Annotated in this window: 14 protein-coding genes; 6 read left to right on the top strand and 8 right to left on the bottom strand. The window is 63.1% G+C overall.

Features of this window, described 5'->3' with window-relative positions:
* Positions 1 to 133: 133 nt before the first annotated feature.
* From A0W34_RS14830 to A0W34_RS14820, 3 genes are read left to right on the top strand one after another with little or no spacing between them, the layout of a single operon-like run.
* Positions 134 to 841 (top strand): TVP38/TMEM64 family protein, encoded by a 708-nt coding sequence (locus A0W34_RS14830; protein WP_198035711.1) that lies wholly within the window; start codon positions 134 to 136, stop codon positions 839 to 841.
* 31 nt (positions 842 to 872) lie between these two features.
* The gene (locus tag A0W34_RS14825; protein ID WP_042449124.1) at positions 873 to 1469 is read left to right on the top strand and encodes a hypothetical protein; all 597 of its coding nucleotides are present in this window, start codon (positions 873 to 875) and stop codon (positions 1467 to 1469) included.
* Positions 1470 to 1524: 55 nt separating this feature from the next.
* Positions 1525 to 2058 carry a hypothetical protein gene (locus A0W34_RS14820; RefSeq protein WP_003944797.1) on the top strand — a complete coding sequence of 178 codons (534 nt, stop codon included), beginning with the start codon at positions 1525 to 1527 and terminating at the stop codon, positions 2056 to 2058.
* 43 nt (positions 2059 to 2101) lie between these two features.
* Here the strand turns inward: A0W34_RS14820 and A0W34_RS14815 are convergent, their stop codons facing one another.
* From A0W34_RS14815 to A0W34_RS14805, 3 genes are read right to left on the bottom strand one after another with little or no spacing between them, the layout of a single operon-like run.
* Complete coding sequence (locus A0W34_RS14815) at positions 2102 to 3385, bottom strand: SPFH domain-containing protein (RefSeq protein WP_030536387.1); 1284 nt, start codon at positions 3383 to 3385, stop codon at positions 2102 to 2104.
* Positions 3385 to 3816: an NfeD family protein gene (locus A0W34_RS14810; RefSeq protein WP_003944877.1), complete on the bottom strand. Its 432-nt coding sequence runs from the start codon at positions 3814 to 3816 to the stop codon at positions 3385 to 3387. Before A0W34_RS14810 ends, A0W34_RS14815 begins: the two co-directional genes overlap by 1 nt.
* Positions 3817 to 3858: 42 nt before the next feature.
* Complete coding sequence (locus tag A0W34_RS14805) at positions 3859 to 4686, bottom strand: DUF3097 domain-containing protein (RefSeq protein WP_065455737.1); 828 nt, start codon at positions 4684 to 4686, stop codon at positions 3859 to 3861.
* Between the two features lie 67 nt (positions 4687 to 4753).
* Between A0W34_RS14805 and A0W34_RS14800 the strand changes: the two genes are divergently transcribed.
* On the top strand, positions 4754 to 5545 hold the full coding sequence (locus A0W34_RS14800) for a hypothetical protein (protein WP_075833170.1): 792 nt from the start codon (positions 4754 to 4756) through the stop codon (positions 5543 to 5545).
* Here A0W34_RS14800 and A0W34_RS14795 read toward each other — a convergent pair.
* Positions 5535 to 7328, bottom strand: coding sequence for an enoyl-CoA hydratase-related protein (locus A0W34_RS14795; protein WP_081557868.1), 1794 nt, complete (start codon positions 7326 to 7328; stop codon positions 5535 to 5537). The genes A0W34_RS14800 and A0W34_RS14795 overlap by 11 nt on opposite strands.
* 154 nt (positions 7329 to 7482) lie before the next feature.
* Positions 7483 to 7974: a hypothetical protein gene (locus tag A0W34_RS14790; RefSeq protein WP_003944993.1), complete on the bottom strand. Its 492-nt coding sequence runs from the start codon at positions 7972 to 7974 to the stop codon at positions 7483 to 7485.
* Positions 7975 to 8051: 77 nt separating this feature from the next.
* Between A0W34_RS14790 and A0W34_RS14785 the strand changes: the two genes are divergently transcribed.
* Positions 8052 to 8393 (top strand): metallopeptidase family protein, encoded by a 342-nt coding sequence (locus A0W34_RS14785; protein WP_003944783.1) that lies wholly within the window; start codon positions 8052 to 8054, stop codon positions 8391 to 8393.
* Positions 8394 to 8499: 106 nt separating this feature from the next.
* On the top strand, positions 8500 to 9108 hold the full coding sequence (locus A0W34_RS14780) for a transcriptional regulator (protein ID WP_007727873.1): 609 nt from the start codon (positions 8500 to 8502) through the stop codon (positions 9106 to 9108).
* An 11-nt stretch (positions 9109 to 9119) separates the two neighbouring features.
* Here A0W34_RS14780 and A0W34_RS14775 read toward each other — a convergent pair whose 3' ends face one another.
* From A0W34_RS14775 to fabG1, 3 genes are all read right to left on the bottom strand, one after another.
* A complete protein-coding gene (locus A0W34_RS14775; protein WP_081557867.1) occupies positions 9120 to 10172 on the bottom strand; it encodes a ferrochelatase in 1053 nt (350 codons plus the stop codon).
* A gap of 84 nt (positions 10173 to 10256) precedes the next feature.
* A complete protein-coding gene (gene inhA / locus A0W34_RS14770; protein ID WP_003944803.1) occupies positions 10257 to 11054 on the bottom strand; it encodes an NADH-dependent enoyl-ACP reductase InhA in 798 nt (265 codons plus the stop codon).
* A 54-nt stretch (positions 11055 to 11108) separates the two neighbouring features.
* Positions 11109 to 11858 carry a 3-oxoacyl-ACP reductase FabG1 gene (gene fabG1, locus A0W34_RS14765; RefSeq protein WP_081557866.1) on the bottom strand — a complete coding sequence of 250 codons (750 nt, stop codon included), beginning with the start codon at positions 11856 to 11858 and terminating at the stop codon, positions 11109 to 11111.
* Positions 11859 to 11908: the final 50 nt, after the last annotated feature.

The following is an 11908-nucleotide window of genomic DNA, read 5'->3' as shown; positions in this document are numbered from 1 at the left end:
GGTTTTCGTCACAGCGCCGTTTCATTGTCGCCTGGAGCACGTCGCTTTCCCGCCCCCGTGGCGATGTTCGACTCACGATTGCGGGTCGGCAGTCGGCCCGGTTCACCGTTCGCAGGTAGCCTTGTGACCTGTGATGGGACGCCTGCTGGACCGAAGATTGATCGCAATAGTCCTGGTAGTGCTCGCTTTGTTCCTCGCAGCCCTCCTCGCCCCACATCCCACGGTGTCCCAGGTGCGAGAGTGGGCGGACTCGGTTGGCCCGGCGTTTCCCCTCGTGTTCTTCCTGGTTCATTCGATAGTCACCGTCGCGCCGTTCCCGCGCACCGTCTTCACGCTCAGCGCGGGGGTTCTTTTCGGCTCGGTGACCGGCATCGCTCTTACCGTGGCGGCAACGACTGTGAGCGCCGTTCTGGCCCTCTACCTGGTCCGCGCCATCGGCCGCGACGTCGTGTGGCAACGGATTTCGAGTCCGACGATCCGGCGGGTGGACGAGCGGATCGAAAAGCGGGGGTGGCTGGCCGTCGGCTCTCTGCGCTTGATCGCGTTTGTCCCCTTCTCGGTGGTGAACTACTGCTGCGGCATTTCGTCGATCCGGATCGTGCCCTACATCCTTGCCACCGTCGTCGGCATCTTGCCCGGCACTGTTGGGATTGTCGTTCTGGGCGATGCGCTCTCCGGCGAAGCCGATCCTCGTCTCCTGATTCTGTCCGGGATCTGCATTGCGATCGGCATCGCCGGTCTGGTGTTCGACGCTCGCCGTCAGTCTTCACCGGGCGAAACCATCGTTGACAACGGTCAACCCCAAGAGGTTGATTTGATTGAGTCAACCCAAAACGATTGACTATTGAAAGTCAACTATCTAGCATTGACTAATGTTTGTACTGACGGTGGATCAGCGAGGTAGCCGACGGGATGTCGACCGCGTCGGGGACATCATCGACGACATGGCCGATTGCAGGCTCCTGCGGCCGTTCGAGCGCACAGCGGGCGACGAGATTCAAGCGGTGACCGACGATCCGGCGCTACTCGTCCTCGTCGCACTCGAGCTGATTCGGCGCGAGCACTGGAGTGTCGGGATCGGGATCGGTCCCGTCGAGCAGCCTCTCCCACGGCAGACCCGGGCCGGACGCGGACCGGCATTCGAAGCTGCTCGGATCGCCGTCGAGCGAGCCAAGCGAGCTCCGGCCAGAATTGCCGTCGAACAGGCGCCGGCGGATAGCTCACGCGACGAACTCGCCGCAGATGTCGATGCCGCGTTCACCTTGCTCGGAACGATCGTCACGAGACAGACGAAGGACGGACGCGAAGCCATCGCCCTGATGGACAGCGGACTCACTCAGGTCAGCGCAGCGGCCCACCTCGGAATCACCAAACAGGCCATGTCCAAGCGACTCCTGACAGCCGGGTGGCACGCAGAACTCGCCGGGCGCAGACTCGCAGAACGACTTTTGGTCAGACTCCAGCCCTAGACTGCTCACGCTCGCACCGGTACAAACTCGTCGACACAGCAGGGGGCTCGAATACATGGTCGTTCTGGCGTTGATCGCGCTCGCCGTCGCCGCCGCGGCACCAGCAGTTGCAGCGGCACTGGGACCGCTCAGTCGTGGTCGACTGGAAGTCCCCGAATGGGCGTCGTCCGTGGTGGCTCTTCCGGCGCTGGGTGTTGCCGCACTGGCATCGACCCGAACGACCCCGGTCACCGGTTTCGCTCTCGGGGCGACGCTTGTCCTGTGCGTACTTGCCGCCGCCACGGCCGGTGCACCGTTGGTACTTGCCACCTTCAAGATCGCTCGTCGCCAACCGGACGGGAGCCCGGCACCGGACGCCGGACCTCTTCGCGGCGGACGTGTGATCGGCATCCTCGAACGGCTCGCGGTGGCGGCATCGATTCTCGCAACCTGGCCGGAAGGCATCGCGATCGTCTTGGCAGTCAAGGGGCTCGCGCGGTACCCGGAACTTCGCGAACCTCATGCGTCCGAGCAGTTCATCATGGGAACCTTCGTCAGTGTCCTCTGGGCGATCGCCGTATGCGGAACGGGACGGGCACTCATCACGTAGGTGATGAGTGCCCGTCCCGATCAACGTTCGCTACGAGAGGCGTCTACTGGCGCTGGCCACCCTCGGGCGGCTGCCCCTGGTACGGGTACTTCTGCTGGAAATCTTCACGCTCGGGCGGCAGCGGCAACTGACCCGGCCAAGGATTTTCGCCCTGCTGTGGCAACGCGGGATCTACGAATCCAGGCTGCTCGGGCGCACTCTCACGGCGGTGCCTGACCGCAGCTGCCGGGTCTTCGACCGGTGTGCGTGCAGCAACTTCAGCAGCGCGCACTGCTTCCGCGATAGCCGGATCGGATTTGGTCTCGAACCACTCCGCCACCTCGGCTGAATCGTCCTCAGGATTGGGAAGATTCTCTTCGGCGGCCGGCGGCTCGTACCGGAAAACGCCATCCTGCCCTTGCGCGCCAAGCGTTTTGGCAAATCCCTTCAGCGCGTCACCGAAGTCGCTGGGTACGAGCCACACCTTGTTCGCATCGCCTTGCGCCATCTGCGGCAACGTCTGAAGATACTGGTATGCAAGCAATTCCGGAGTCGGCTTACCGGACTTGATTGCAGCGAAAACCTTCTCGATGGCCTTGGCCTCGCCTTGAGCCTGCAAGTACTTGGCCGCGCGGTCACCTTGAGCGCGAAGGATCTGGGACTGACGCTCACCCTCGGCGTTCAGGATCGAGGCCTGCTTGTTTCCCTCGGCAGAAAGAATCTGGCTCTGCTTGGCACCCTCGGCGGTCTTGATAGCGGATTCGCGGTGACCTTCAGCCGTCAGAATCATCGCGCGCTTCTCGCGGTCCGCCTTCATCTGCTTTTCCATCGACTCCTGGATCGAGGGCGGCGGATCGATGCTCTTGAGCTCGACGCGGGCCACTCGCAGGCCCCAGCGACCAGTCGCCTCGTCGAGGACACCACGAAGCTGACCGTTGATGGAATCACGCGAGGTAAGCGTCTCTTCGAGGGTCATTCCGCCGACGACGTTTCGCAGCGTGGTGGTTGCCAACTGCTCGACGGCAGCGATGTAGTTGCTGATCTCGTACACCGCAGCTTGCGGATTGGTGACCTGGAAGTACACCACCGTGTCGATGGACAGTGTCAGGTTGTCCTGGGTGATCACCGGCTGCGGTGGGAAGGAGACCACCCGCTCACGAAGATCCACCTTGGCGCGCACACGATCGGCGAACGGGATCAAGAACGTGAGCTGCCCGGACACCGTCTTCGAATACCTACCGAGCCGCTCGATCACCGCGGCTTCTGCCTGCGGTACCAGTGCTACCGACTTCGCGACCACCAAGATCACGAATAGCACCAACACACCGAGCACTATGAGTGCTGCCATTAAGGTCCCCTCCAGACGACTGCTGTTGCGCCGTTGATTTCCATCACCGTCACCTTGGTACCCGGCGGGTACACCTCGGTGGTGTCGTACGGCCTGGCAGTCCACACCTCGCCGTCCAACTTGACCTGCCCGGAATGCTCGCCCACTTCTTCCAGAACCAGAGCGTGCTTACCTTCGAGTGCCTGTATTCCGGTCGGGGTCGGCGGCGGACTACCGAAGCGACGCAACATGATCGGTCGCACGCCCAGGACGAGGGCGGCGGAGAACACTCCGAACATGACGGCGTCGACCCACACCGGGAAGTCGGTGACAGCACTGACACCGGCAGTAGCGAGCGCCCCACCGGCGAGCATCAGCAGGAAGAAATCCCCCACCAGTGCTTCGGCCCCGGCGAGCACCAGTGCTCCGATCAGCCAAATAAGTGCAGCCACAACACCATCTAACCAGAATGTGTGACCCAGGCCGCCGCTACGTCAGTTCGGCTCGGTAACGAAATCGACAAGTTGTTCGACTGCACCGATCAAAGGAGCTTCCAGATCGCGGAAGCTCTCGACCGAGTTGTAGACCCGCCGCCAGCCCTCCTGAGGTGTCCCCCAGCCCAGTTCGCGGCAGATTCCCGTCTTCCAATCCTCGCCGCGTGGAATCTTCGGCCAGGAGGCGATTCCGACAGATTTGGGACGAACGGCCTCCCACACGTCGATGTACGGGTGCCCGGTCACCAACACGTCCGGGCCGAGGCCCTGAGTCAGTTGGGTTTCCTTGGAACCGGTGACCAGGTGGTCGACCAGGACCCCGACGCGGCGGCCGGGACCAGGCCCGAATTCGGCAAGCCGCTCCCCCAGATTGTCGAGTCCTTCGAGATGTTCGACGACAACACCTTCGACGCGAAGATCGTGACCCCACACCCGCTCGACGAGGGCAGCATCGTGTACTCCCTCCACCCAGATCCGGCTGGGCAGTGCCGTGCGGGCGCGTAAGCCTTCGACTCGCGTCGAACCCGAAGCCGACCGTGCGGGTTTGGTGGACACGGGCTTGGGGGCCGGGCGTACGAGGGTGACCGGTGAGCCGTCGATGAGGAAGGCCGCCTCGCGCATCGCGAACAACCGCGTCCGGGAACGACCGTCCTCGAGTCGCACGAAATCGCCGTCGTACGTGCGCTCGAAACCGACTACCGCACCGCAGAATCCCGTCGCCGCATCCTCGACGACAAGATCACGCTCCGCCGCCACTTCAGGCGTCACGCGCTTCTGTTTGCGGGTATGACCCGCAAAAATGTCACCGTATCCGTTGCCACCGCTCACGCCGGATCACGCTAGGTCACAACGCCGGGGCCGCGCATGTCGCCACGCCGAACTAAACTTCACGGTCATGAGTTCTCCCAGCGCAACCCTCACCGTGTGGGCAGCGTCATGGCTCGCCGGCGACGCTGCGCCGGACGACGTCATCGACGCCCTTGCCGCGTGGGCACCGATGCACCTGATCGGCGCCGCCGATGCGGAAACCGCGGTCCGCCACGATCTCGAATGGCCGGGAGTCACGGCTTCCGGCGTGCCCACCCTGCTCAGAATCGCGCGCTCGGAGGCTGCCGAGGTCCGCCTGGTCCTTCCCACGGCCGGTGACGTACGTGGTCTGCCCACCGGGACCGAGTTCGCGCGCGCTGCGATCGCAACGGGTGAAGGGATACAGATCGGCGCCGTCGGCAAGCCGGGAGTCGGACTCGTGCCGTCGAAGGAAGGCCCGGACGTCCTGCGATGGACGGTCTTCTCCATTCCCACTGTGGCGGGCAGCGCCGAATCGATCGGACTCCGCGAAGCCGAATACGAACTGCGCCAAGCTGTTCGGGACGCAGCCGAGGTGCTCGGCGGGCTTCCGGCCGTAGCCACCGGAATGCCTGGAAACGACGCTCGTACGCTGGTCGCCGAAGCCCTGCAGGCCCAGGCCGGACACCGCTGGCCGTCGACACTGTCACCTCGGCATTTACAGGTGATCGACACCGCCGACAACGTGGCAGCCATTCTCACCGTGGCTGCGTCGATATCGACCAATCAGGCCCCGAGCGTGTCCACTGCGCAGAGGCGTGACGACCTGCTGCGACGACTGTGGGACGTTGTTCGCACTGCCCGTGTCGCGTCGGCGAACAGCGTGTCGATCAGAGCTTGAGCACGAAGTTCCGGCGTTTCTCGGCAAACCCGTTGCGGTCACCGAACATGTCGATCTTCATCTCTTCGAGCTCACGCTCCTCGTAGGGCTCCACCGGATCACGTTCCAGTCGAAGACGTTTGCGCTCCAGCATCGATTCCAGCCGATCTCCTTCGAGCAAGTCGGTGGCGACCTCGCGCAACCACGCCTCGAACAGATCCGGCCGCCTGGGGCCGATCGCGTCGACAAGTCCGATGTCCAAGGCTCGACGGATGCCTATCGCACTGCACTCGGCCAGCAGACTGCGGGCCTGCTCCTCGCCGACCCGAGCCGGAAGTGTGTACGTGTGCAGTTCCGAGCCGAACAGGCCCATCGTGGCGTAATGAGGATTGAGAACCACACCGTCCCTGGCCACGACTACGTCGGCTCCAAGCGGGAGCATGACCCCGCCGGCACCGGCGTTGCCTGTGAATGCCGCCACCACAACCTGTTCCGTACAGGTGACGATCGCTTTCGCGATCTCGTTGATGGCTTTGATGTTGGCCCACGCTTCTCCGGCTTGATCCGACGCGGCCTCGATGACGTTGAGGTGGATACCGTTGCTGAATCTGTCGTAGTCACCCGTCAGGACAAGGATCTTGGTGTCCTGCGCGATCGCCCAGCGGAGCCTGGAGGCCAGTCGCGCGCATTGCTTCGTACTCATCGCACCGTTGTAGAAGCGGACCGAGAGATATCCGATTTCGCCGTCGCGGTGATAGTCGGTCTCGGGGTAACGACTCTCCCAGACCTGTGGAACGAACACGTCCGGACGTACGACCGCGGTCGACGGAAGTTTGACATTGCCGGTGCCGACGAGCCGCGCGTGTCCGATCCATACGGAGCCCGCACCGGTGGCAACACGTATTGCCTGGTGGAAGTACTCGACGATGGTGCCGGGCGCTGCATCGACGTGGGTATCGAGGTGAGCGTCGTAGACGTAGACCCGGTCGAGCCCCAACTGAACGGCGACGCCGGGAAACCCGTCGGCGGCGTTGACGGCGCGGACGATGCTCGACGCGTCTTCCTCCCAGCTGAAAACGCGATCGGCCTGTTTCATGCTCGGCCGCGATCGGGTCGAAGCCACGGGCCGCGCAACTCGGTCCGATGGGATCGCCTGGAAGTCAGGAGTACGGAAATGTTCGACGACCTGCGTAATGCACTCCATCGCCGCGTCGGTGACTTCCTCGTTGTATACCGAGGATTTGGTTGCCCCGTTCCGGAGTTCGAACGTCCGCCAGGCCCACACCGGCCCGGCGTCGAGTTCCTCAGCGGCCTGCAATGCCGTGACACCCCAGATCGGTTCGCCATCCGTTATCGCCCAGTCCAGCGACGACGGCCCGCGATCTCCGGGCGGGCCGGGATGGATGATGATCGTCGTCCACCGCTGCCAAACAGATTCCGGGACATAGGCTTTCAAGAACGGGCAGATGACGAGGTCAAAATCTCCCGAAGAAGTCGCGGCCAGCACTGCGTCCGCGTCGGCGACGACGGCTGTACGGACTTGGTGTCCCGCCTCGCGAAGAACAAGACCGGCCCGCTGCGAGAGACCGTTGTCGGAGGTGACGAGAAGAAGCACGCTCAACGGTGGCGCGGAAGTCGTACGTGGGCGTGAGCGCCGGAACAGCGCCGCCGTCGCCGCTCGCAGACGGCCCCTGCCCGATACACCTTCACGTAGCTTCGCCGTTGCTGCATCGCTGGAAATAGCCACAGAAGTCGTGAGCGCGGCCGATTTGGGCATCGGTCGTACTTCGGGGGTCGAAACCATGAATTCCTGCTCGCATGCTCGGGTATCTGCAGCGCAGACCAGACTCCCCCCAGAGCAGGACCGACGCACCGATAGATTGATTGAGGTATTTTGGGACTTTATACCTACCGTCGGTTTGTTTCAATAGCTATTTTCAAGCAAACCGTTTGATCGATCAACCCACAGTCTTGTGATTGATCGCGATATGGCGGTCGATGCGAATATGTTCATCCAGCGTCGGGTAGCGCAAACCGGTGTCCTGGCTGTACCCCTGACGGCGCAACCAATCCAGGACGTCGCCCCAGAACCAGATCCCCCCGGCAACCGAGTTGTACGGAATCGGGAAAGGCGTAGCCGCCTGCCGGACCCCTCGCACCCACTGCCCGACAGCTTGCCGCGTCACCCCCGCACGGTCGGCAATGTCCTGACGTGACACCAGATCGGGATGTGTCCGCTGGGGACGCACGCCTGCAGCCACCAACTGGTCCACCACTGTGATAGCCGTTGTCGCCGCTCGCATACCTTCCGAGGTGAGCGTCAGCAGCTGCAGCCCGCGTCGGTCCTCGACCCTTCCGCCCAAGCTCTCTTCGATCGCCTGCTCTTGCGAGACTGTCAGCATCTGAACGATGAATGTGAATTCGTAACGGTGATAGAGGTCTTCGGCCACGCAATGAACATAGCCGTAAGCTGCACTGTTTCCACATGGACACACCCGGATCCCGCCCCCGCACGCACAATGGGCAGATGATCGACGTGGACGACAGCCAGTTCGAGGACATGGTCAAGCGGGCGCTCGACAGCCTGCCACCGAAATTGGGTGCGGAGATGGCCAATGTCGCAGTGACCGTTCAACTCGAAGGTGGACGACCGGGGCTACTCGGGCTGTATCAGGGCATCCCACTGACCAAGAGAACCACCACGTACGCCGGCGTCCTTCCCGACCGCATCACGATCTACCGCAGGGCCATCTGTGCGATCTGCAGCACCGAAGACGAGGTGATCGAGCAAGTTCGCCGAACAGTGATCCACGAAATCGGCCACCACTTCGGGATCGGAGATCCCCGGTTGCGTGAACTCGGATGGTGACAACCGACTCATCTACAAGTCGGAAATCAGCTAGAGGTTGATAATCGGCGAATTGTCATGTCAGCTGTACCAAGCCCGCAACAATTGAACACTTACAGGAGTTCGCATGGTCAATTTGATCCAGATCGCCCCGAAGAATGCCCCGACGTTCGCGATGAGCCGACAGAAGGCCGCAGAACTGCTGGGCATCTCGGTCGACAGCGTCGCGTTTCTCCTCAAGTCTCGCTATCTCCCGGATCTGGACGCCGGTCGGTTGATCAAGATGGCCAACCAGCCCTGGTTGTACTCGGACGGCGACTTTCCCGTCCTTCAGCAGGGCGCATCCGAACTTGCACCCAAGAAGATGCTGCCCGCACGTAAGTACATCGGCGAGAGCGCAATTCACTCCGACGCCGAATGCGTGGAGGCCAACCAGGGGCAGTGGGCGGGATTCAACGTCGACCATGTGCTCGGCGCCCGCTTCCTGCCTGTGACGCTGCGCAAGTTTCCGGTGTCGGTGCTGCAGATCCACGACGTCAACGACGACGACGAAGAACGCGTCTCGTTTGTCGCGACCCTCGCCGGGCGAGTCCGCGAACTGGGCGCGCCCGAACTCAACTACATCGACCCGTCACTGAGCCCCGAGGATCGACAGATCGTCGAGACGCTCCTCACCTCGCGCAGCACGTCCACCGTTCCCGGGCCCTGCGGAAAGCTCAAGCATCCGAACACCTGAGCGTCGGACCGTCAGCGGAGACGCTGAACGGCCGCGCAGCAATTGAGCGCACACGAGAGACCGTTGGTGGTCGAGCCGAGCAGCGGCTCGACCCCCAGTCGCAGTGGCTGCTCGGCCTCGGCCAGTTCCCGAATGAGCGTGGGCACCAGCTGCGCGAAACGCTGATCGCGGCCGGGCGTTGCTGCCCGAACGAAATCCATCCCGAGTTCGGCTGCCTTGTCCTTGGCCTCGGTGTCCAGGTCCCACACCACTTCGAGGTGATCGGAGACGAAACCGACGGGGCACACGATCACGGCGCGAACATCTTTGGCGGACAACGTATCCAGGTGATCACAGATGTCGGGGTCCAACCACGGAACCTGCGGCGGGCCTGATCGCGACTGCCACACCAGATCGAAATCCTCGACGCCGACGGCCTCGGCAACCAACTTCGCTGCCTCGGCGACCTGTCGACTGTAGAGGTTTCCGCCCTCTGCCGGCGGCCCTGCATTGCGGTCTGCGGCACTCGGTACCGAATGCGCGGTGAACACCAGGCGCGCAGTATCGCGAGTCGCTTCGGGCAACTCTGCGCGGGCCGCGCGCACACCGTCGGCGAACGCGCCGACGACCAGCGGATGGTCGTAGTACTGGCGAAGTTTTGTCAGCGTCGGTGCGCCGTCACCGACCGCCTCACGGGCACGGGCGATGTCCTCGTGGTACTGCCGACATCCGGAGTAACCACCCCACGCCGACGTGGCGAACACGGCGGCGTTGCGGACACCGTCCTCGCGCATCTCGGCAACGGTGTCTTCGACCATCGGGTGCCAGTTGCGGTTGCCGAAGTACACGGGCAAATCCACGCCGGCTGCTGTCAGCTCACCTTCGACCCGTTCGATCAGGTCTCGGTTGAGCGCGTTGATGGGCGAAACTCCACCGAAATGCATGTAGTGCTCGACGACAGCGTCGAGCCGCTCCGGTGGCACTCCCCTACCGCGCGTGACGTTTTCGAGGAACGGCCGTACGTCTTCGGGTTTTTCGGGACCGCCGAACGACAAAACGAGAAGAGCATCGAACTGCATGTCCATACTTACGGTCATGAGTTCAATCTTGCGCGATGCCGTTCGGCGGGAGTCACCCGGGTACTCACCTGCGTAGTAGAAGGGGTGCTACTAGCCGACCATCGCGTGGAAGCCGCCGTCGACGTAGATGATCGACGCGGTCGTGCCGGGCAACCAATCCGAGAGTACGGTGCAGACAGTTTTGGCGACCGGTTCGCGGTCGTCGACGTCCCAGCCGATGGGCGCAGCACCGTCCCATGCGGTGTTCAGCTTGTCCAACTCCGCGCCCGGACCGGTGCTGTCACCGGCAATGGCCTTGGCGGCCAAGGTCTTGATCGGGCCGGAGGACACCAGGTTCGAGCGGATGCCGCGGACGCCGACCTCTTTGGCGACGTAACGGTTGACGGCCTCGAGGGTCGCCTTGGAGACACCCATCCAGTTGTAGAACGGCATCGCGCGCGCCGGATCGAAGTCCATACCGACGATGGACGCGTTGTCGTTGAGCACTGGCAGCAAGGCCTTGGCCAGTGCGCTGTACGAGTAGGCGGACACCTCGAGTGCGACCGCCACGTCTTCCCACGGCGCGTCCATGAACGGGCTTCCCAGGCAGGAGCGGGGAGCGAAGCCGATCGAGTGGACGACGCCGTCGATACCCTCGGGAGCCAGCTCGCGCACACGCTCGGCGAGAGATGCGAGATCCTCCGAGCTCTGGACGTTGAGCGAGATTGCCGGCGGCACGGGCTGCGGCAGTCGCTGGGCGATGCGATCGATGAGGCGCAGACGATCGAATCCGGTGATCAGTACCTTCGCGCCCTGCTCCTGCGCGACCTTGGCCACGTGGAACGCGATCGACGAATCGGTGATGATGCCGGTGACAAGAATGGTCTTACCCTCGAGCAAGCCGCCCATGAGATGTCCTCCTGATTTCAGACGTACGAGAAAGGTGTGTGTGCGAAAAGCGGGTCAGTGCCCCATGCCGAGTCCACCGTCGACGGGGATCACCGCACCCGAGACGTAGGCCGAATCGTCGGAGGCGAGGAAACTGACAACTGCTGCAACATCTTCCGGCTTTCCGGTCCGCTGCAACGGGATGAACTCGGTGGCCTTGTCCTTGACGTCGTCGCCCAGTGCTGCCGTCATGTCGGTCTCGATGAAACCCGGTGCGACGACGTTGGCGGTGATCGAACGTGAGCCGAGTTCCCTTGTCAGGGAACGAGCGATACCGACGATGCCTGCTTTGGACGCGGCGTAGTTGACCTGGCCGGCTTGACCTGCCAGACCCACCACAGAGCCGAGGAAGATGAACCGTCCGAAACGCGCGCGCAGCATCGACCGGGTCGCACGCTTCGAGAGGCGGAACGTACCGGTGAGGTTCGCGTCGACGACGCTCGTGAACTGCTCTTCGCTCATTCGCATGATCAGTGTGTCGTCGGTGACGCCGGCATTGGCGACGATGACCTCGACCGGCCCCTGGTGCGCTTCGACCTCTTTGAACGCACGGTCGATCGACTGGGTGTCGGTGACGTCGCACACGACGCCGAACAACCCTTCGGGGACACCGGAACCGCGGTGCGTGACGGCTACCTTGTGGCCGTCTGCGGCGAGCCGCTGAGCGACGGCCAAGCCGATTCCGCGGTTACCGCCGGTGACGAGCACCGAGCGAGGTGTGGTGACGGTCCGTTCGGAAACCACTGTCGTGGGAGGGGTAGACATGGCGATCAACCTATCAATTCTCTGCGGGCCGCGTACCAGCGGTATTTGGA

It is taken from the genome of Rhodococcus sp. BH4 (assembly GCF_002079265.1).
In the GTDB taxonomy this organism is placed as follows: domain Bacteria; phylum Actinomycetota; class Actinomycetes; order Mycobacteriales; family Mycobacteriaceae; genus Rhodococcus_F; species Rhodococcus_F qingshengii.
The sequence above is the reverse complement of the archived record's forward strand: the minus strand, read 5'-3'. Positions and strand labels throughout refer to the sequence as shown.

What these genes read in the sequence shown, in the direction of transcription:
- A0W34_RS14795 (WP_081557868.1), bottom strand. Translation starts at nt 7,328, where the DNA reads ATGGTTTCGACCCCCGAAGTACGACCGATGCCCAAATCGGCCGCGCTC.
- A0W34_RS14780 (WP_007727873.1), top strand. Translation starts at nt 8,500, where the DNA reads ATGGTCAATTTGATCCAGATCGCCCCGAAGAATGCCCCGACGTTCGCG.
- inhA (WP_003944803.1), bottom strand. Translation starts at nt 11,054, where the DNA reads ATGGGCGGCTTGCTCGAGGGTAAGACCATTCTTGTCACCGGCATCATC.
- A0W34_RS14830 (WP_198035711.1), top strand. Translation starts at nt 134, where the DNA reads ATGGGACGCCTGCTGGACCGAAGATTGATCGCAATAGTCCTGGTAGTG.
- A0W34_RS14825 (WP_042449124.1), top strand. Translation starts at nt 873, where the DNA reads ATGTTTGTACTGACGGTGGATCAGCGAGGTAGCCGACGGGATGTCGAC.
- A0W34_RS14815 (WP_030536387.1), bottom strand. Translation starts at nt 3,385, where the DNA reads ATGGCAGCACTCATAGTGCTCGGTGTGTTGGTGCTATTCGTGATCTTG.
- A0W34_RS14775 (WP_081557867.1), bottom strand. Translation starts at nt 10,172, where the DNA reads ATGGACATGCAGTTCGATGCTCTTCTCGTTTTGTCGTTCGGCGGTCCC.
- A0W34_RS14785 (WP_003944783.1), top strand. Translation starts at nt 8,052, where the DNA reads ATGATCGACGTGGACGACAGCCAGTTCGAGGACATGGTCAAGCGGGCG.
- fabG1 (WP_081557866.1), bottom strand. Translation starts at nt 11,858, where the DNA reads ATGTCTACCCCTCCCACGACAGTGGTTTCCGAACGGACCGTCACCACA.
- A0W34_RS14820 (WP_003944797.1), top strand. Translation starts at nt 1,525, where the DNA reads ATGGTCGTTCTGGCGTTGATCGCGCTCGCCGTCGCCGCCGCGGCACCA.
- A0W34_RS14800 (WP_075833170.1), top strand. Translation starts at nt 4,754, where the DNA reads ATGAGTTCTCCCAGCGCAACCCTCACCGTGTGGGCAGCGTCATGGCTC.